The 19801-nt window shown below is 66.1% G+C and carries 16 protein-coding genes and 1 pseudogene; 6 read left to right on the top strand and 11 right to left on the bottom strand.

The window, feature by feature from the left end:
• The 3 genes from RMO23_RS09815 to RMO23_RS09825 all read right to left on the bottom strand — a co-directional run.
• Positions 1-210: hypothetical protein (locus RMO23_RS09815; protein ID WP_309680949.1), on the bottom strand; the 210-nt coding region annotated here is incomplete at its 3' end.
• A gap of 41 nt (positions 211-251) precedes the next feature.
• Positions 252-533, bottom strand: coding sequence for a hypothetical protein (locus RMO23_RS09820; protein WP_309680951.1), 282 nt, complete (start codon positions 531-533; stop codon positions 252-254).
• Positions 534-605: 72 nt separating this feature from the next.
• Complete coding sequence (locus RMO23_RS09825) at positions 606-1973, bottom strand: TIGR03862 family flavoprotein (RefSeq protein ID WP_309680953.1); 1368 nt, start codon at positions 1971-1973, stop codon at positions 606-608.
• A 356-nt stretch (positions 1974-2329) separates the two neighbouring features.
• On the opposite strand from RMO23_RS09825, the gene RMO23_RS09830 reads away from it, so the two are divergent.
• Positions 2330-2740, top strand: coding sequence for a YXWGXW repeat-containing protein (locus RMO23_RS09830; protein WP_309680955.1), 411 nt, complete (start codon positions 2330-2332; stop codon positions 2738-2740).
• Between the two features lie 6 nt (positions 2741-2746).
• On the opposite strand, the gene RMO23_RS09835 is transcribed toward RMO23_RS09830, so the two are convergent.
• Positions 2747-6118 carry a UvrD-helicase domain-containing protein gene (locus RMO23_RS09835; protein WP_309680957.1) on the bottom strand — a complete coding sequence of 1124 codons (3372 nt, stop codon included), beginning with the start codon at positions 6116-6118 and terminating at the stop codon, positions 2747-2749.
• Positions 6118-8670, bottom strand: coding sequence for a PD-(D/E)XK nuclease family protein (locus RMO23_RS09840; RefSeq protein WP_309680959.1), 2553 nt, complete (start codon positions 8668-8670; stop codon positions 6118-6120). The genes RMO23_RS09835 and RMO23_RS09840 overlap by 1 nt, the downstream gene beginning before the upstream one ends.
• Before the next feature lie 126 nt (positions 8671-8796).
• On the opposite strand from RMO23_RS09840, the gene trxA reads away from it, so the two are divergent.
• The 5 genes from trxA (at position 8797) to RMO23_RS09865 (ending at position 14546) form a co-directional block, all read left to right on the top strand.
• A complete protein-coding gene (trxA, locus tag RMO23_RS09845; protein ID WP_309680961.1) occupies positions 8797-9129 on the top strand; it encodes a thioredoxin TrxA in 333 nt (110 codons plus the stop codon).
• Between the two features lie 289 nt (positions 9130-9418).
• Positions 9419-10681 (top strand): transcription termination factor Rho, encoded by a 1263-nt coding sequence (gene rho / locus RMO23_RS09850; RefSeq protein ID WP_309680963.1) that lies wholly within the window; start codon positions 9419-9421, stop codon positions 10679-10681.
• A gap of 243 nt (positions 10682-10924) precedes the next feature.
• The gene (locus tag RMO23_RS09855; RefSeq protein ID WP_309680965.1) at positions 10925-11206 is read left to right on the top strand and encodes a type B 50S ribosomal protein L31; all 282 of its coding nucleotides are present in this window, start codon (positions 10925-10927) and stop codon (positions 11204-11206) included.
• 179 nt (positions 11207-11385) lie between these two features.
• Entirely contained in the window at positions 11386-13182 is a 1797-nt protein-coding gene (locus RMO23_RS09860) for a hypothetical protein (RefSeq protein WP_309680967.1), read from the top strand.
• Positions 13179-14546 carry an MATE family efflux transporter gene (locus tag RMO23_RS09865; RefSeq protein WP_309680969.1) on the top strand — a complete coding sequence of 456 codons (1368 nt, stop codon included), beginning with the start codon at positions 13179-13181 and terminating at the stop codon, positions 14544-14546. Before RMO23_RS09860 ends, RMO23_RS09865 begins: the two co-directional genes overlap by 4 nt.
• Here the strand turns inward: RMO23_RS09865 and phoR are convergent.
• The 6 genes and pseudogenes from phoR to RMO23_RS09895 all read right to left on the bottom strand — a co-directional run.
• Positions 14534-15892, bottom strand: a complete 1359-nt coding sequence (gene phoR / locus RMO23_RS09870) for a phosphate regulon sensor histidine kinase PhoR (protein WP_309680970.1) — start codon at positions 15890-15892, stop codon at positions 14534-14536. The genes RMO23_RS09865 and phoR overlap by 13 nt on opposite strands.
• A complete protein-coding gene (gene phoB, locus RMO23_RS09875; protein WP_309680971.1) occupies positions 15889-16623 on the bottom strand; it encodes a phosphate regulon transcriptional regulator PhoB in 735 nt (244 codons plus the stop codon). The genes phoR and phoB overlap by 4 nt, the downstream gene beginning before the upstream one ends.
• An 8-nt stretch (positions 16624-16631) precedes the next feature.
• Positions 16632-17333 (bottom strand): phosphate signaling complex protein PhoU, encoded by a 702-nt coding sequence (gene phoU / locus RMO23_RS09880; RefSeq protein ID WP_309680974.1) that lies wholly within the window; start codon positions 17331-17333, stop codon positions 16632-16634.
• A 167-nt stretch (positions 17334-17500) separates the two neighbouring features.
• Positions 17501-18292, bottom strand: coding sequence for a phosphate ABC transporter ATP-binding protein PstB (gene pstB / locus RMO23_RS09885; RefSeq protein ID WP_309680976.1), 792 nt, complete (start codon positions 18290-18292; stop codon positions 17501-17503).
• Positions 18293-18328: 36 nt separating this feature from the next.
• Positions 18329-19189: pseudogene (gene pstA, locus RMO23_RS09890) on the bottom strand (phosphate ABC transporter permease PstA).
• Between the two features lie 62 nt (positions 19190-19251).
• A partial coding sequence (locus tag RMO23_RS09895) for an ABC transporter permease subunit (RefSeq protein ID WP_309680978.1) occupies positions 19252-19801 on the bottom strand: 550 nt, incomplete at its 5' end.

Here is a 19801-nt window from a genome sequence, read left to right on the forward strand (position 1 = left end):
GCGCAGCGTTCTTTCAGCGCCGAGGAATTCTGCATCGACCGCGAGCATCAGCGCGCGCGCCGCATCCAGCGATTCGCTGACAAGCCGGGCCCGGCTCCGCTGATAGTCGTCATACAACAGCACGGCGGCCATCACGATGGCGGGGATCAGGCAGGCCGCCACCAACTTGACCAAACTGGAGCGGATAGAGGGAATGCGTTTTGACTTCAAGAAGTTCGACCTTTGGTTCTCATTGAGCCGGGCACTCGTCGCTATTTGCACACTTCTTCAACCGCCGTCGTGGTGTTCAGCGCATGCTCGGCCAGCTGTGCCGAGGCCAGCGCCAGCGTGGCCAGCGGGTAGGTGCCGCTGATGATGCCCTGGTAGGCGACTTCCGCCGCCACCGCGTCCTGGCCCAGGCCTTCGGTGGCGGCGACTATGCATTCCTCGATGCTGGCCAGTCCCGCATCGGCGTACAGGTCTTCGCCCTCGTAAGTCACGCGGTAGTCGTACTGGCCGCTTTCAATCTGGTCGATGTTAAAACGCACGATCATGGCAAGGCTTCCTCATTCACTTCAAACTATATGCTATCAAATCAATAGCAGTATGAGCACGTTATTATTGGGCTAGCGCCCCAAATGGCTCAAAACGCCGAGCCCGGCGGCGCGCCCGCTGGCAAAGCAGGCGGTCAGCAGGTAGCCGCCGGTCGGCGCTTCCCAGTCGAGCATTTCGCCGGCGCAGAACACGCCCGGCAAGGCCTGCAGCATCAGCGCCGGCGTCATCGCCTCAAACGGCACGCCGCCGGCGCTGCTGATGGCCTCGTCGATGGGCCGCGCGGCCACCAGCCGCAGCGGCAGGGCCTTGAGCGCGGCGGCCAGCTGGGCGGCGTCGTTCCTCTGCGCCTTGTCCAGCAGTTCGTGCAGCAGCCCGGCCTTGATGCCTTCAATGCCGAGCCGGCTCTTGAGGTGGCTGGACAGCGAACGCGAGCCGCGCGGATGGCGCACCTCGGCCAGCACGCGTTCGGCCGAAAAATCAGGCAGCAGATCGAGCTGCAGGGTGGCGCTGCCATTCTTCGCAATTTCGTCGCGCAGCAGGCTGGACGCGGCATACACCAGGCTGCCTTCAATGCCGGTGGCGGTGGCCACAAATTCGCCCTTGCGGCTAAAGCCGCGACCCTGTGCATCGGTGAAGTGGATCGCGACGGACTTCAGCGGCTGGCCGGCAAAGCGGCTGGCGAAATGCTCACTCCAGCCGGTGGGCGGCGCGGGGCTTTTGCCGATCAGTTCCTGCAAAAATTCGCGGCGGGTTTCGCCCTGCCCGGCGCGCTGCTGCAACTCCGCCGGAACCTGGCCCACATCAAAGCCGCAGTTGGACGGCTGCAGCGGCAGCACCGGCACACCGCGCTGCGCCAGCAACGGGGCCCAGGCGCCGTCGGAACCGAGCCGGGCCCAGCTGCCGCCGCCCAGCGCCAGCACCACGGCATCGGCCTGCACCTGAATTTCGCCCGCGGGTGTCGAAAATTTCAGCGCGCCTTCTTCGGCCCAGCCCAGCCAGCGATGCCGCATGGAAAACTGCACGCCAGCGCCGCGCAGACGCTGCAGCCAGGCGCGCAGCAGCGGCGCGGCTTTCAGGTCCTTGGGAAAGACGCGGCCCGAGCTGCCGACAAAGGTTTCCACGCCCAGCGCCTGTGCCCAGGCGCGCAGCTCGGCCGGGCCAAAAGCGGCCAGCAGGGGTTGCAGCTGCGCGCTGCGCTGCGCATAGCGGCTCAAAAAAGGCTGCTCGGCTTCCGAATGCGTCAGGTTGAGCCCGCCAATGCCGGCCAGCAAAAACTTGCGGCCGACCGAGGGCATGGCGTCAAACAGCTGGACCGACAGGCCGGCACCGGCGCCCGCCAGCACCTCGGCCGCCATCAGGCCGGCCGGGCCGCCGCCTATGACGGCGACGCGCAGTGACCGGGAAGGCGGCGTGGGGGCTAAAGCATTGGCGTCGTTCAAGGGGTGTCCGTCTTTTCGTAAAGGGTCAAAATGGCCAGCAGGGGCGCTGCGGCGTGGTGTCCGTCACCCGGCGCCGGGTTTGGTCAAGCAGGGTTTGCTCTGTTTTTAATAGCAGCTTGCACCCGTTCTGCCTGGGCTACAGCGCAAAAATGCCTGCAAAACGCCGGTTGGGGGGCTTCCGCCCGATCCGCGGCAAGTCCTGATTATTGCAGGCTGGCATGGCCTGTGCGGGCTCGGCGGCAGACAACCGTGACTCACGGCACGACACTGCCCTACACAAAATTTCGCACCCGGATGACGCGCGCTTTACCGGGCAGGCGCACCATGAAATCTTCTGTCACCTCAAAGGACTTGCCATGAAAAAGTTTCTACTGGCTGCCGGCGCCGCCACCTTGCTGTCGCTGGGCGCCATCACCCTCCCGACCCTGGCCCAGGCCCAGCCCGGCAGCGTCATCGTGCAGGTGGCGCCACCGGCGCCGCGTGCCGAACGCATGCCGCCGCCGCGTCGCGGCTATGTCTGGGCACCGGGCCACTACGAGTGGCGTGCCAACAACCATGTCTGGACGCGCGGTTACTGGGTGCGCGCGCGGCCAGGTTATGCCTACCGCGCGCCCGAGTGGCGTGAGCGCGATGGCCGCTGGGAATTCCGGCGCGGCGCCTGGGACCGCGATGGCGACGGCATCCGCAACCGCAATGACCGGGACCGCGATGGTGATGGGGTGCGCAACCGCAACGACCGCCGCCCGAACAACCCGAACCGTTACTGAGCCGGTTCAGGCCAGTTCCACCAGCGCCCCCTGCCCGGTCAGAAAGGCGGCTTTCACCGTGGCACCGGGGTAGATGCGCTGCACCGCCTCGCGGTAGGCCTGCATCTGCGCCAGCAGCGCCGGCTGCTGCTGCGGCGCAGCGGCCGATTTGTAGTCAATCACCCACCAGTGGCCCTCGTGGCCGGCGTCCTTGCGCTGCACCAGCCGGTCCAGCCGCAGCGCTTGGCCGCTGTCCATCAGGGCGACCTCATTGCCCTGCCAGGCCACCACCTCGAGGCGCCAGGCCCAGGCGCCCTCGCCCGCCAGAATGCGCCCGGCCAGTTCGCTGGCGCGGCGTACCTGCGCCGGATTCAGGCGAAATTCACGCGCCGCCGCCACCTGCTGCGCGGGCGACGCGCCGCCCCATTCCAGCAGCCGGTGCATGGCCTTGCCGATGCGGGCGCTGGCCGAGTCTTCGTCTTCGGCCGGTTCGCCAGCCGCCTGCGGCGCCAGGTTTTCAGCCGGCGCGGGCAGCTCGGTCAGCATGAAAATACTGGCGTCCGGCGCGGCAGAACTGACCTGCCCCACGGCATCAACCAGCGGCAGCGCCACCTCGTCCACCAGCCCCTGCAGGCGCTGCCACCAGCTGCCAGCCGTTGCGCGGTAGGGCGTGATCGATGAGACGAGCAGGGTATGGCGGGCGCGCGTCAGGGCCACATACAACGCATTGAGTTCCTCGCGCTTGCGGGCGGCCTGCTCGCTGACCAGCGCGGCCTGGGCGCAGGCCGGCGGGCTGCTTTCGCTGACCAGGAACACGAATTTTTCAGGCGCGGCCGCCTCGCCGGGCCAGTCGACCAGCACGCCCATGCTGTCGGCGTTGCGCTCTGCGGTGTCGGTGTCCAGCAGCAGCACGGCCTCGGCCTCCAGGCCCTTGGCGCCGTGAATCGTCAGCAGCCGCACCGCGTTGGGGCTGACGCTGGCCGGCGCCAGCGTGCCGCCGCTTTTCAGCGCGCGCACAAACGCATAAGGCGTGGCATAGCGCCCGCCATCGACCTGCAGCGCCACCGCCAGCAGCGCCCGCAGATTGGCCAGCACGCTGCCGCGCTGGGCAGCGGGCGCGGCGGCCACAAAGCGCGCCAGCACGTCGCCGCTCTGGTAAATGCTTTGCAGCGCATCGTGCGGCGGCAGGCTGTCGACCCAGCCCTTGTAGCGCCTCAAAATGGCCGCCAGCCCTTGCAGATCGGGCGCAAGTCGCTCTGTTTTTTGTAGCAACTCAAACCACGGCAGCTTCAGCTCGCGCTGCAACAGCGCCAGCTGCACCAGGCTGGCATCGGCCAGGCCAAACAGCGGCGAGCGCAGCGCCCGTGCCAGCGACAGGTCATGCTGCGGCGACACCAGCGCATCGAGCAGCGCCACCACGTCCAGCACTTCGCAGCAGTCGATCAGCGCGGTTTTCTCGCCAATCTGCGCGGGGATGTGCAGCGCCCGCAACTCGTCCTGCAGCGGCAGCAAACCGGCCCGCTTGCGCGACAGCACCATGATCTGCTGCGGCTTCAGGCCCGCCGCGACCGAACGCCGCGAAGGGCCGCCCCGAGCAAGTTCAGCCCCCCCGGGGGGCAGCGAGGACACGTCAGTGCCGAGCGTGGGGGCAGACAGCATCTGAGCTATCCACGCCGCCGCCTGCCGCGCTTCCAGCGTGCGCAGGGTCTCCTCGGGCAGTTCGCGCGGCGTCGTCAAGCTGTCGCGCCAGCCCGCGGCCAGCGGCGCTGCGTCGTCGGCCTTGCTGTTGCGGGGGATGGGCGGCAAGCGGCCCACGACACCAACGGTGCGGGAGTCGGTGCTGTGCGCCCTGAAACCCGCGTAGCCGTCGGCATCGCGTGCCGCGCCCATGACGGCGTTGACGGTATCGATGACGGACACCGCGTTGCGGCGGGTGTGGTCGCAGGTCAGCAAGTCGCCGCCCAGCCCGTCCACCACAAACTTTTGCGCGGCGCTGAACACCTGCGGCTCGGCACGCCGAAAGCGGTAAATGCTCTGCTTCGGGTCGCCGACCAGAAACACGCTGGGGGCCCTGCCCGCGCCGCCATAGCCGCTCAGCCACGATGACAGCGCCTGCCACTGCAGCGGGTTGGTGTCCTGAAACTCGTCAATCATCAAATGCCTGACGCGCGCGTCCAGCCGCTCCTGCACCCAGCCCGACAGCACCGTGTCACTCAGCATCACCTGCGCGGCCAGTTCGACATCGTTCATGTCGACCCAGCCGCGCTCCTGTTTGACGGCGCGAAACTGGGCCAGCAGCGCCCGGGCCAGCCGCGCCATGCGCTGCTGGTAGTCCCAGGCATCGTGCTGCTGGCGCGCCGCCGTCACGCGCAGCAGCAGTGCCTGCGCCTGGCGCACGGTCTCTATGCCGGCAATTTTTTCACCAAACTTGCGGGCGGTGCCGGTGCCGGTCAGCAAGGCGGCGGCGATGCCCGCCGCGTCGCCGGCCGTGATGGCCTGCTCCAGCTCCACGCCCTTGGCCGAAAAAGTCGGCGCACTGGCACGGCCCAGCGCTTTCGCGGCGTCCAGCAGGGTCTGCCGGCTGGCGGGGTTCTCGCGCAACCCGTCTTCTGGCACGGCCAGCCCGGCCAGCTCGGGAAACTGCACGCCAAAGGTCTGCACCGACGCATCGACCACGCCGGCCGCGTCGGCCAGCGCGAACTCGGTGCGCTTGTCGAGCGCGCCCTGCAGCGCCTTGTCGGCCTGGAAGCGGCCATAAGCCTGCACCACGGCTTCAAAGTCGGCTTTCAGCGATGCGTCGGCCAGCAGCGCCGTGTAAAACCGCCGCCACAGCAGCGCTCTAGCCGGGGCGTCGTCTTCCAGCAGCTCGTAGTTGACTGGCAGGCCCAGGCGCTGCAGCACGGCCACCGGGGCGCTGCGCAACAGGGCCGCAAACCAGCTGTGAAAGGTGCGAATCTGCACCGAGCGGCCGCTGAGCAAAATCGAGCGGTATAAATTTGATAGCAGCCTGCGCACGTCCTGATTGGGCTGCAGGTCATTTTTACCCAAAAAATCGGCCTTGACGCCGCGGCTCTCCAGCTCGCGCTGCAGGGCGGCATCATCGGCCGGGGCAAATTCCCTGAGCCACTCGTCGAGCCGCTCGCGCATTTCACCGGCGGCTTTTTTGGTGAAGGTGATGGCCAGGATTTCGTGCGGCCGCACAGCCGCATCGGGGTTGCCCGCGCCGTCCAGCAAGGCGCGCACGATGCGCGACACCAGCATCCAGGTCTTGCCGGCACCGGCGCAGGCCTCAACCGCCACGCTGCGGCGCGGGTCACAGGCGATCGCGTAAAAACCCTCGGCAGAAATCGGCTGGCCGTTGCATTCGTAGGCGGCGGTCATGGTTTGTGGCTCGGTCATCATGCTTCCCAATAATCTTTGCGACACAGCCCGCGCGCCGCGCAGTAGTCGCAGGCCTTGCCTTCGCCCAGCGCGGGCAAGGGCGCGCCGCGGGCGATGCGCGCCATGTCGGTCAGGATGCTGTCCACCAGCTCATCGCGCAGACCCACGATGTCGGGCTGCTCGTAGGTTTTGGTCGGCTCTTTTTCACCGAGGTTGACGTAGGCGGCGGCCAGCGTGTCGTCTTCCATCAGCGCGGCATAAAACGCCAGTTGGGTATCCTCCGGCCCGTCCTTGATGCGCGCCTTGGTGGTGGCCGAGGGCTCGGTCTTGTAGTCGATCAGCAGGCTGTGGCCGTCGGCCTGGCGGTCGATCCGGTCCAGCCGGCCGATCAGGGTCAGCTCGCCATAGGCCATCTCGCGCGCCAGCTCGGCCTGCTCGAAACGGGCACCACCGGCTTCATGCGCGGCCAGCCATTCGAGGTAGCCCGCACGCACGCGCGGCCAGGCGGCGGCAAACGGCAGGAACTCGCTGTCGCTCAAACCCAGGGCTTGCGTGGCCTGTTCGGCTGCTATGTTAATCATAGCTACACGCGCTTGTGAATCGTGGGCTGGTGCCTCTTTAAGACTCTCATGGAAGTACCGGAGCAGGCTGTGCAGCCAGCTGCCAAACTCGCGCTTGCCCAGCTCGGCGTCCAGCTCGTCGGACTCCTGCAGGCGTAGCTGGCGCAGCGCAAAAAAACGGTAGGGGCAGCGCCGCAAGTCCTCGTACGCGCTGGCCGACAGCCGGGCGATCGGCAGGTCCTGGCCGCTGGGCTGCGGGCGCGGCGTGGGTCGCGCGGCCACGGCGCGCAGGCTGCGGGCGTCGGGCGACAGGGCGATCTCGTGGTCCAGCCGCAGCGCCTGCACAAAGCCGCTGGGCATCAGGCGCTCGCCGGCTTCACTGGCGCGCCATAGCAGGTCCACATGCGGCTGCTGCAGCGCGTAGTGCCAGGCCAGGCGGGCGGCGCCGGCCAGCGCCTCGCGCGCAGGCAGGCCCAGCAAGGCGCGCTGGGCCGGTGTCCACATGCCGGGCGGTTCGGGCGACACCGGCAGTCGAATCTCGTCGCAGCCGGGCAGCACCACCGCCTGCATCGGCCGGCCCAGCAGTTGCGCCAGCGGCAGGATCACCACCTGCTCGCCCTCTGGGTGCCCGGGTGAATACCTGGCGGCCTCCAGCGTCTGGCTGGCCCAGCGGGTAAAGGCCGCCAGCGTCATGCCGGGGACGTTGTCAAACTCGGCGCCGGCGCCCTCGTGCAGGCGCAACTCGTCCAGCACGGTCTGGCCGGCCGCATCCTGCGCCAGCGCCTCCCACTGCCCGGCCGACTGCAGCGCGGCGCGGAGGTCCTGCAGCCAGACCGTCAGCGGCCGGCTGCGCGCCAGGGTCTGGCGCAGGGCATTGACCGGCAGCGCCAGCGCCTGGGTGGCGGCAAACGCAGGCTGGGTTGTCGCCGGCAGGTCGCGCCAGGCGCGCAGCCCGGCCTTGCGCAACTCGGTCTCGGCGGCGCTGACGGCGGCGGACGCAAAGGCCGGCGCGTTTTTCAGCCAGTCGAGCAGCGCGTCGGTGGAGGCGTCCCAGGGCATGGCGCGCAGCAGGCCCATCAGGCTGGCGGCGGCGCGCGTGGTGGACAGCTTCCAGCCGGTTTCATCGCGCATGCGCAGACCACGCTGGCCCAGCATGGCGCCGACACGGCGGGTCAGCTGTCGGTCCTGCGCGATCAGCGCCACCGGGCTGCGCCCCTGGGCCAGATGCGCCAGCACGCAGGCGGCGGCCCGCTCGGCTTCGTCCTCGGCATCGAGCGCGGCGTGCAGCGACGGCAGGGTCGCCAGGGGGGGCAAAGCCATCGGCTCGGGCGCTGGCGGGTACAGCGGAATCGACAGCGCCCGCGGCCCAAAATGCACTTTCAGGGCATCGGTCAGCGGCTCGGCCTGAAACCCTTCGAGCACCACCAGCAGCGCCGGCTGCGCCTGAAACAGCCGGTCGGAAGGATAGGCCGAGGTCGCCGCCCAGACCAGCGCCGTCTGCGCCACTGCCGCCTCGAAGGCCAGCGCGGCCGCATCCTGGCCTTCGGTCAGGGTGACCATCAGGCGCTCGCGCCAGGCCAGCCGTTCGGCCGGCCGCACGGCGGCGGCGACCCGGCCCAGGCTCCAGGCCGCCTCCACCAGCCGCCCGGTCAGCGCCTCCTGCTGCGCGCCCAGCCCCACCCGCTGCAGCATCGACGCGGCGGTCAGCATGTCCACCGCCACATCCATGCGCAAGTCGTCGCCCGCGGGTATGAACAGGCCCAGCGTGCCGCCCAGGCTGCTGGCCCAGTTCATGGTGGTTTCAAAGCGCGGCACAAAACCGGTGCCGCCCGTGGCGGCGGCCCAGGCCTGGCGCGCCTGCTGAATCAGCTGTGCATAGGGCAGCAGCACCACGGCGTCGGCCGGGTGCACGCCGCGCGTCTGCAGCGCCTGGGCCAATTGGGCCATGGCGGGTTGCCAGCACAGGGCGACGGCGGGGTGGGCGGCAAGCTCGGAGTGAGGGGTGGGCATGAAACGGGGGGTCCTGAAGGTCGGCTATCGGGGCCATAGCCACCATTTGAGGCGCGTAGCGACTTGCTTTCTGCCACAATGACTGCAACTTTATCCATATCTCGTAACTAGCCCCAAGGAGCCGTCATGGCGAGCGAACTGATCAAACATACCACCGATGCCACTTTTGAAGCCGACGTGCTGCAGTCCACCAAACCCGTGCTGGTCGACTATTGGGCCGAATGGTGCGGCCCCTGCAAGATGATCGCGCCGATTCTTGATGAAGTGGCCACCGGTTACGAAGGCAAGCTGCAGATCGCCAAGATGAACGTGGACGAAAACCGCGACATTCCGGCCAAGTTCGGCATTCGCGGCATTCCAACCCTGATGCTGTTCAAGGACGGCCAGCTGGCCGCCACCAAGGTCGGCGCCATGAGCAAGTCGCAGCTGACGGCCTTCATCGACCAGCAACTGGCCTGAACGCGCCAGCTGCCTGAGCACAAAACCCGGCGCGCCCGGGTTTTGTTGTTTCTGGCGCCCTTGCGGGCGGCGGCTTTACACCCTGAAACAGCCCTCATTTTCAAACCTGATTTCCTGTCATAATCTGCCTTATTCGCTAAACGGTTGCCACCGTTTGGTTCGAGTTCCCGGTTTGTAAGCCATCCTCCTTCGCGGCTTCTTTTCAAACCTCCCCCGTTTTTTTTCGTGTACTCCGCAAGGAGTCTCTTCGTAACTTCCCCGCACTCCACGCATCTACGCAGGTAACTCCATGCACTTAAACGAACTCAAGGCACTGCACGTGTCTGAAGTCCTCAAACAGGCCGAGGCCCTTGAGATTGAAAACGTTGGCCGCATGCGCAAGCAGGAGCTGATGTTCGCCATCATCAAGAAGCGCTCCAAGACGGGTGAAACCATCGTGGCCGACGGCGTGCTGGAAGTGCTGCCCGACGGCTTCGGCTTTCTGCGGGCACCGGACTCCAGCTACACCGCCAGCACCGATGACATCTACATCAGCCCGAGCCAGATCCGCCGCTTCAACCTGCACACCGGCGACATGATTGAAGGCGAAGTGCGCACCCCGAAAGACGGCGAGCGCTACTTTGCCCTGAACAAGCTCGACAAGATCAACGACGGCGCACCCGAAGACAACAAGCACAAGGTGATGTTCGAGAACCTGACGCCGCTGTTCCCGCGCGAGCAGTTCAAGCTCGAGCGCGACATCAAGGGCGAAGAGAACCTGACCAGCCGCATCATCGACATCATCGCGCCCATCGGCAAGGGCCAACGCGCACTGCTGGTGGCGCCGCCAAAATCCGGCAAAACCGTGATGATGCAGAATATCGCCCACGCCATCACCGCCAACTACCCTGAAGTGGTGATGATGGTGCTGCTGGTCGACGAGCGCCCTGAAGAGGTCACCGAGATGCAGCGCAGCGTGCGCGGCGAGGTCATTTCATCGACCTTTGACGAGCCCGCCGCGCGCCACGTGCACGTCGCCGAAATGGTGATCGAGCGCGCCAAGCGCCTGGTCGAACTCGGCAAGGACGTCGTCATTTTGCTGGACTCCATCACCCGCCTGGCCCGCGCCTACAACAATGTGCTGCCTTCGTCGGGCAAGGTGCTGACCGGCGGCGTCGACGCCAACGCGCTGCAGCGCCCCAAGCGTTTCTTCGGCGCCGCCCGCAAGATTGAAGAAGGCGGCAGCCTGACCATCATCGGCACCGCGCTGGTCGACACCGGCAGCCGCATGGACGAAGTGATCTTTGAAGAGTTCAAGGGCACCGGCAACTGCGAAATTCACCTGGACCGCCGTTTGTACGAAAAACGCGTGTTCCCGGCAATTCACTTGAACCGCAGCGGCACCCGCAAGGAAGAGCTGCTGCTGGCCCCCGAAATCCTGCAAAAGTCGCGGATTTTGCGCCAATTCATGTACAACATGGACGAAATCGAGTCCATGGAGCTGATGCTGAAAAACATGAAGGCAACCAAGAACAACCACGAATTCTTCGACATGATGCGGCGAGGCGGCTAAAGCCGACTCGCCACTATTGCCCCCACGGTCGCTCACTGCGTGTAGCTCCCTGCCCCCCAGGGGGCCGCTGCGCCTGCGGACTGGCAAAGCCAGATCCGCGGCCCCGGCTGGCAAATACGGCTCACGGAGCGCAAATTCACCCTCAAACTCCGAAGCACGCTATAATCCAAGGCTTCACGGAAAGTGCCTGGAACTGGTTCAGGTGGCTGCCGAAACGACGCGAAAGCGAACAAGGAAAAGATCATGAAAGACGGCATTCACCCCAACTACCGCGAAGTTTGTTTTATGGACCTGTCCAACAACTTCAAGTTCGTCACCCGCTCCTGCGTGAACACCAAAGAAATGGTGAAGATGGAAGACGGCCGCGAACTGCCCCTGTACAAGCTCGATACCTCCAGCGAATCGCACCCCTTCTACACCGGCACGCAAAAATCGGTGGACAACATGGGTGGCCGCGTGGAACGTTTCCGCAACCGTTTTGGCAAAACCACCGCCAAAACCGAAACTGCTGCCGCTGCGGAATAAGCTGCAAGCTTATTGGCGAAATCACCTTTCGCCAGCCTGCAAGAAGCAGCCTGAATTTCAGGCTGCTTTTTTTTCGGCCCGCCTTTTTACCCAAAACCGATTAAGGTGGCGACAGCGTTCGCTGCGCCCACCTGCCGCCGCCCGAATCGCGCATCCGCCCACCTCACCGCCCTGCCACCTTGAACAAGCCCTCCCCCGCCCTCATTGCCCAGTCCGCCGTGCGCCGCCTGCCACGGCTGGCACTGCTGCTGTTTTGCGTGGCCTATGTGTTGCCGGGCTTTTTTGGGCGCGGCCCGTGGAAATACGAAGACATTGAAGCCTTTGGCGTGATGCGCGAACTGACCACGGTGGCGGCCCACTGGCTGCATCCGCAGTTGCTGGGCCGTGCCACCAGTTTCGACGCACTGGCGCCCTACTGGCTGGGCGCCGTTGCGATCAAGGCCCTGCCTTTTCTGGACCCGGCCTTTGCCGTGCGGATTCCGTTCGGCCTGCTGCTGACCCTGAGCCTGGTCTGCACCTGGTACGCGATTTACTATCTGGCCCGCAGCCCGCAAGCCCAGCCGGTGGCGTTTGCCTTTGGCGGTGAAGCCGGCCCGGTGGACTACGCCCGGGCCATGGCCGATGCCGGCTTGCTGGCGCTGATTGCCAGCCTGGGGCTGGCGCAGCTGTCGCACGAAACCACGCCCGCGCTGGCGCAGCTGGGTTTTACCGCGCTGACGTTTTACGCGATGGCGGCCAGTCCGTTTCGCCCGGCCACCAAAATCATTGGCCCCGCGCTGGGTCTGTTGGTGGGGCTGACCGGGCTGGCGCTGAGCGGCGCGCCCACGCTGGCGGTGCTGCTGGGGGCGGGCGGCGCCCTGGTCGAATCGGCCCACAGGCGCTGGGGAAGTTTCATGAGCAGCGCGTATCAGGACGGCCAGCACGATGCGGCCGACCGGCAGCAGTCCGGGCACTGGGTGCTGCTGATTGCCGGCATCACGGTGACGGTGGCCTTGCTGGCCTACGCGCTGGACCTGTGGCGCTGGCGCATACACCTGCCAGGCGCTGGCGGTCAAACCGTCCTGAAGGACTGGGGCCGGCTCGGCCGTTTGCTGGTATGGTTTACCTGGCCGACTTGGCCGCTGGCGTTGTGGACGCTGTTTCGCTGGCGTCGGCAACTGGCCAGCCGGCATGTCGCCTTGCCGCTGTGGTTTGCCGGCATGGCCGTGGCGGCCACCCTGACCACCACCGCTTCGGACCGCAGCCTGCTGCTGAGCCTGCCGCCGCTGGCCGCGCTGGCGGCCTTCGCGCTGCCCACGCTCAAGCGCAGCGTGGCGTCATTGATAGACTGGTTCACGCTGCTGTTTTTCACCGGCTGCGGCATCATCATCTGGGTCGTCTGGATCGCCATGCAGACCGGCGTGCCGCGCCAACCGGCGGCCAATGTGGCCAAGCTGGCGCCCGGTTTTGAACCGAGTTTTTCCTGGCTGGCTTTTCTGGCGGCCGTGGCGGCCACGCTGGCCTGGGCCTGGCTGGTGAAATGGCGCGCCGGCGCGCAGCGCGCCGCCATCTGGAAATCGCTGGTGCTGCCGGCGGGCGGCGCCACCTTGTGCTGGCTGCTGCTGATGACGCTGTGGATGCCGCTGCTCGACTATGCGCGCAGCTATGCCCCCATGTCGCGGCAGGTGGCCAGCCTGGTGGACAAGCGCGCCTGCGTGGAAATCCACGGCGTGGACAGCGCCCAGGCCGCCGCCTTCCAGTACCACGGCCAGCTGGCGCTGCGCCAGGCCGGCGCGCCGGCGGTGTGCCCCTACCTGGTGGTGGATGTGGATGCCCAGCCCAGCCTGAGCGCGGCCGTAAACCTGCCCGACTGGGCCTTTCTGGCCACGGTGAGCCGGCCCACCGACAAAAACGAGAATGTGCTGGTCTACCGGCGGGTCAACCTGGGCACGCCGGCCCAAGCCGCCCGGCCGGCCGGCAACCCGCAACGCCCTTGAGCGAATTCAAAGTCATCAGCCGCCATGCGGGCACCGTGCTGGTCGGCCAGCTGGCCGTCATGGCGTTTGGCGTGGCCGATACCGTGATCGCGGGCCGCCACAGCGACGCGGCGCTCGCGGCCCTGTCAGTGGGCTCGGCCCTTTACATCAGTGTCTATGTCGGGTTGATTGGCATTGTGCAGGCGCTGCTGCCGATCTGGGCCGAGATGCTGGGCGCGCGCCAGCACACTGCGCTGGGGCGCTCACTGCGGCAAAGCCTGTACCTGTGCGCCTTGATCACCGCCGTGGGCATGGGCGCCCTGCTGTTTCCCGGCCCGCTACTGCGCTGGGCCGAGGTGCCCGCGCTGATGCGCGGCGAGGTCGAGCGTTATCTGCTGGTGCTGGCGTTTGCGTTTGCCCCGTCGCTGCTGTTTCGGGTCTACAGCACCTTCAACCAGGCCCTGGGCAAGCCGCTGCTGGTGACCTGGCTTCAGGTCGGTGCGCTGGCGGTCAAGATTCCGCTGTCGGTCTGGCTGGTGGCGGGCGGCGCCGGTATCGAACCCATGGGCGCGGTGGGTTGCGCCTGGGCCACCCTGATCGTCAACTACCTGCTGCTGGCGCTGTCGGTGCCGATGCTGCGCACGCAAGACATCTACCAGCCTTTTCGCATCTGGCAGCGCATCGAACGTCCCGACTGGCGGCAAATTGGCCGCTTTGCCCGGCTCGGTATTCCGGGCGGCCTGGCCTACCTGGTCGAAGTGACTTCGTTCACCCTCATGGCGCTTTTCATCGCCAGGCTGGGCACGGTCGCCACCGCCAGCCACCAGATCGCGGCCAGCGTGGCGGCGGTGCTTTACATGATGCCGCTGTCGATGGCGATTGCCTGCAGCGCCCGGGTTTCGTTCTGGCTGGGCGCCGGCCGGCCGGACTACGCCAGGCGCGTGGTTTGGCTGGCATTGAGGCTCACAGCCCTTGTTGCAATTGCGCTTGCAGCTATTGTTTCTGTAGCAGGCAAGATGCTGGCAGGCTGGTACTCGGGCAGCCCGGAGATCGTGGCGCTGGCTTCGTCGCTGCTGCTGTGGGTGGCTTTTTACCACCTGGCCGACGCCACGCAGGCGCTCTGCGCGTTCTTGCTGCGCTGCTACCGCATCACGCTGCTGCCGCTGGTCTTGTACGGTGTGCTGCTCTGGGGCCTGGGCCTGTACGGCGGCTACACGCTGGCCTACCAGGGCTTTGCGGCGCGCGCGGCCACGCAGTCCGCCAGCAGTTTCTGGTTGGCCAGCACCGTGGCCATCGCGCTGGTGGCTGCCTGCCTGCTGGCGCTACTGGGCTACACGGTGCGGCAAAGCCAGTTGGCGCCCCGGCCGACGACTCAGGCGGCGTGACGCTGCTGAGGGCTGGTGAGCCTGACCCGCGCGGCCGGAAACACGATCGAAAAGCATGCGCCCTGGCCCAGCCGGCTCTCAATGCGAAGCTCGGCAGCGTGGCGCTGGGCCACATGCTTGACGATGGCCAGGCCCAGGCCGGTGCCGCCGGTTTCGCGCGAGCGGCTGCGGTCGATGCGGTAAAAGCGCTCGGTCAGCCGCGGCAAATGCTCTGGCGCGATGCCCGGCCCGCTGTCCCTGACCTGAAACTGGCCACGCCCGTCAGCCAGCACCGCCCAGCTGACGCTGACCTGCCCGCCTTCGGGTGTGTAGCGAACCGCATTGGTCACCAGGTTGGACAGGGCGCTGTACAGCTCGGTTTGCACGCCGGCGATCTCGCACGGCGGGCCGGCCAGAAAGGTCAGGCGATGGCCTTTGGGCGCGATCAGCCCTGACAAGGCCCTGGCGTCCTGCTCGCACTGGGCCAGCAAGGCGCCGGTGGTGGCCCACTCATTGGCACCCGGGAACGGGCTGCCTTCCAGCCGCGACAGCGTCAGCAAATCGTTGACCAGCGTCTGCATGCGCTGCGACTGCTGGGCCATCAGGTCCAGGTAGCGGGCGCGTTCGGCCTCCTCCAGCGGCAGCGTCTGCAGGGTTTCGATAAAGCCCGACAGCACCGTCAGCGGCGTGCGGATCTCGTGCGAGACATTGGCGACAAAGTCGCGCCGCATGGCTTCGGCCAGTTCGACGGCGGTGATGTCGCGCGACAGCAGCAGCTTGCGGCCCAGGCCGTAGGAATGCACATGCACCGACAGCTTGACCGGCCGCGCCGGCGTGCTGAAGCTGCCGGGCACCACCACGTCGCCCGAGAAATTGCCCGCTGCGAGGTAGCTGGCGAAGGCCGGTTCCCGCACCAGATGGGCGATGTGCTGCAACACATCGCGCCGGGCATCAAAGCCAAAATGCTGGGTCGCCATCTGGTTGCACCACTCGATGCGGCCCTGCGCATCGAGCAGCACCACGCCGCTCGGCGAGGCCTGAATCGCGGCCAGAAACTCGTCGAGCCGCGCCTGGCTTTCCTGGTTCTGCTGATCGCGCTGCTTGAGCAGCCGGCGAATCCGGTCGGCCGCCTCACCCCAGACGCCTGGCATGCGGGGCGCCGTGCTGGCCATGACGGCAGCGCTTTCCTTGCCTTGCTCCAGCCGCAGCCAGCGCAGCAAACGCCCGAGGTAAACACTGTCCAGCAGCAGCCAGGCCAGCGCCGCCAGCACCAGCCCGACAGCCAGCCCGTCTTTGCCGGCCGCAATCCAGCCCAACCCGCCGCCCACCAGCAGGCAGGCGGCAAAAACCATCCAGCGCTTGATCATGCTGCGGACTGTAGCGCAGCCCCCCGGCCCGCGGCTGCGGCGGCGGGCACGGCGGTCAGCCGGTAGCCCGCGCCGCGCACGGTTTCGACCATGGGGCCGGCAGCGCCCAGCGCCTCGCGCAGGCGCTTGACATGCACGTCCACCGTGCGCTCCTCGATAAACACATGGTCGCCCCACACCTTGTCGAGCAGCGTGCTGCGGCTGTGCACCCGCTCGGCGTGTTTCATCAGGTAGTGCAGCAGCTTGAACTCGGTCGGGCCGAGCTTGAGTTCGCGGCTCTGAAAACTGATGCGGTGCGTCGCCGCATCCAGCACCAGCGCGGCCACGGTCACGCTGTCGCTGTCCGGCTCGGGCGCGCGCCGGCGCAGCACCGCGCGAATGCGGGCCAGCAGCTCCTGCGTCGAAAACGGCTTGGTGATGTAGTCGTCGGCGCCGGCATCGAGCCCGGCCACCTTGTCGGGCTCATCGCCGCGCGCCGTCAGCATCAAAATCGGGATGCTTTTGCTGCGGGCCTGCTTGCGCCAGTGGCGCGCCAGCGAAATTCCGCTCTGGCCCGGCAGCATCCAGTCGAGCAAAATCGCGTCGGGCAGCACGGCGTCGAGCTCGCGCTGCGCCGCCACGCTGTCGCCGGCCACCACCGGGTCAAAGCCGCCATGCCTGAGGTTGACCGCAATCAGCTCGGCAATCGCCGGCTCGTCTTCCACAATCAATATGCGGGGCATCGGCTTCATGTTGCCAATCACCTGACCGCAGACTCGATCTGCTCCATCGGGGTGTGCCTGACGTCGGCGCCCTTGACGATGTAGATGATGAACTCGGCGATGTTCTTGGCATGGTCGCCGACACGCTCAATCGCCTTGGCCACAAACAGCAGGTCCAGGCTGGGCGATATGGTGCGCGGGTCTTCCATCATGTAGGTGATGAGCTTGCGCACAAAGCCGTCAAACTCCTGGTCGATCTGGTCATCTTCCTTGAGGATGGACACGGCCGCGACCGTGTCGAGCCGGGCAAAGGCGTCCAGCGCCTTGCGCAGCAGGCCCGAGGCCAGTTCCGCCGCGACGCGCAGGTCAGACGACGGCAGCGCGCGGGCCGAACCGCTTTCAATGATGGACTTGACCATGCGCGCGATTTTCTCGGCTTCATCGCCGGCGCGCTCCAGGTTGGCCGTGGTTTTTGAGATGGCGATCAGCAGGCGCAGGTCGCGCGCCGTGGGCTGGCGCCGCGCAATGATGGACGACAGCTCGCGATCGATGTCGACTTCCATCGCATTGACGCGCGCCTCGGTTTCAATGACCTGGCTGGCGCTTTCGGCGCTGAACTGCGACAGCGCATAAATCGCCAGCCGGATCTGCGATTCGACCAGACCGCCGAGCTCCATGACGCGCGAAGAGACGCCGTTGAGTTCGCTGTCGAACTGGGTGGACAAATGTTTATCAGGCATATTTTCCCTTTGGGTTTATTCGCCGCTGCGATCAGGACCGCAACGCATGAGACGCTCAGTGCCGGGCCAGCGGGCGTCGCTGAACCGGCTTCGCCGGGCAGCAGGCGCCGTCCCCCAGCGGGGGATTCCGGCTACACGCAGTGAGCCGAGACAGGGGGGAACCTTATTCATCCAAACCGGCCGGTAATGTAGTCTTCGGTTTCCTTGCGCCTGGGCTTGAAAAACAGGTCTTCCGTCGCGCCAAACTCCACCAGGTCGCCCAGGTACATATAGGCCGTGTAGTCACTGACGCGCGCCGCCTGCTGCATGTTGTGCGTCACGATGACCACGGTGTAATCGTTCTTCAACTCGGCAATCAGCTCCTCCACTTTCGCGGTGGAAATCGGGTCCAGCGCCGAACACGGTTCATCGAGCAGCAGCACCTCGGGCTTGATGGCGATGCCGCGCGCAATGCACAGGCGCTGCTGCTGGCCGCCCGACAGGCTGGAGCCGCTTTGCTTGAGCTTGTCCTTGACCTCGGTCCACAAGGCCGCCTTGCGCAGCGCCCACTCCACCCGCTCGTCCATGTCCGAGGCGTTGAGGTTTTCAAACAGCTTCACGCCAAAGGCAATATTGTCATAAATCGACATCGGGAACGGCGTGGGCTTTTGAAAAACCATGCCAACCTTGGCGCGAATCAGGGCCACGTCCTTTTTGGAGGTCAGCAGGTTCTCGCCATCAAACATCACCTCGCCGCGAGCGCGCTGCTCGGGATAGAGTTCGTACATGCGGTTGAAAATCCGCAACAGGGTGGATTTTCCGCAGCCCGAGGGGCCAATGAAGGCGGTGACTTTTTTCTCCGGAATTTCCAGGTTGATGCCCTTGAGGGCGTGGAACTTGCCATAGTGAAAATCGAGGTTCTTGACCGAGATTTTGGAGGTTTCACTGGGCTTTTCGCGCGTTGCGGCGAGGCTATTCATGGTCTACCTTGTCTTGTTGTGCGGGCTGATCCGGGATCAGTTCCTGTTGCGCGTCAGCACGCGCGCCAGGATGTTCAGGGCGAGTACCGCGACCGTGATCAAAAACACGCCAGCCCAGGCCAGCTGTTGCCAGTTTTCGTAGGGGCTCATGGCGAACTTGAAGATCGTGACCGGCAGGCTGGCCATGGGCTGGCTCAGGTCCGAGGTCCAGAACTGGTTGTTCAGCGCGGTAAACAGCAGGGGCGCGGTTTCACCGGCAATGCGCGCCACCGCCAGCAAAATGCCGGTGACCACGCCCGAGCGCGCCGCCCTGAGCGTGATGCTGGTGATGACCTTCCACTTGGGCGCGCCCAGCGCATAGGCCGCCTCGCGCAGGCCGGGCGGCACCAGTTGCAGCATGTTTTCGGTGGTCCGGATCACCACCGGAATCACGATCAGGGCCAGCGCGATCACGCCGGCCCAGCCCGAAAACGACTTGAAGCGCGACACCACCACCGCCTAGACAAACAGGCCGATCACGATGGACGGCGCCGACAGCAAAATATCGTTGACGAAGCGCGTGACCGAGGCCAGCCAGCCCTTGGGGTTGTATTCGGCCAGGTAGATGCCGGCCATGATGCCGATCGGGGTGCCGGCAAAGGTGGCAAACAGCACCATCAAAAACGAGCCGTAGATCGCGTTCGCAATGCCGCCCGGCTCATTCGGTGCCGGCGTCATCTCGGTAAAGGTCGCCAGTGCCAGGCCACCAATGCCCAGGCGCACGGTTTCCCACAGAATCCAGAACAGCCAGAACAGGCCAAACGACATGGCAGCCAGCGACAGCAACAGGGCAATCTGGTTGACCCGCTTGCGACGGGCGAACTTGGCCAGACGCGCATCGGTCAGGGCGGCGCTCACTGGAGTACCTCCGCGCTGCGCACTGCGGTGCGAGCTTGCTTGGGGGCGGCCCGGCGCGGCACTCATGTCTTGGCTCCTTCGTTCTTGCGCAGTTGGGCCAGCAGCAGCTTGGACAGCGACAGCACCACGAAGGTGATGAAAAACAGCACCAGCCCCAGATAGATCAGCGCGGCCTGGTGCAGGCCGTCGGCCGCTTCAGCAAACTCGTTGGCCAGCGCCGAGGTGATGCTGTTGGCCGCCTGGAACAGGCTTAACGAGTCAAGCTGGTTGAAGTTGCCGATGACAAAGGTCACCGCCATGGTTTCACCCAGGGCCCGGCCCAGGCCCAGCATGATGCCGCCCATGACGCCAGCCTTGGTGTAGGGCAGCACCACCTTGAACACCACCTCCCAGGTGGTGGAGCCGAGCCCGTAGGCCGACTCCTTGAGCAGCACCGGCGTCACCTCGAACACATCGCGCATGACCGAGGCGATGAACGGGATGATCATGATCGCCAGAATGATGCCGGCCGACAAAATGCCGATGCCCACCGGCGGCCCCGACACCAGCGCGCCCAGATAGGGCACGCCGCCAAACAGCGCCTGCAGCGGCTGCTGCACATAGGTAGCCAGA

Source organism: Polaromonas sp., assembly GCF_031411155.1.
Classification (GTDB): domain Bacteria; phylum Pseudomonadota; class Gammaproteobacteria; order Burkholderiales; family Burkholderiaceae_C; genus Polaromonas.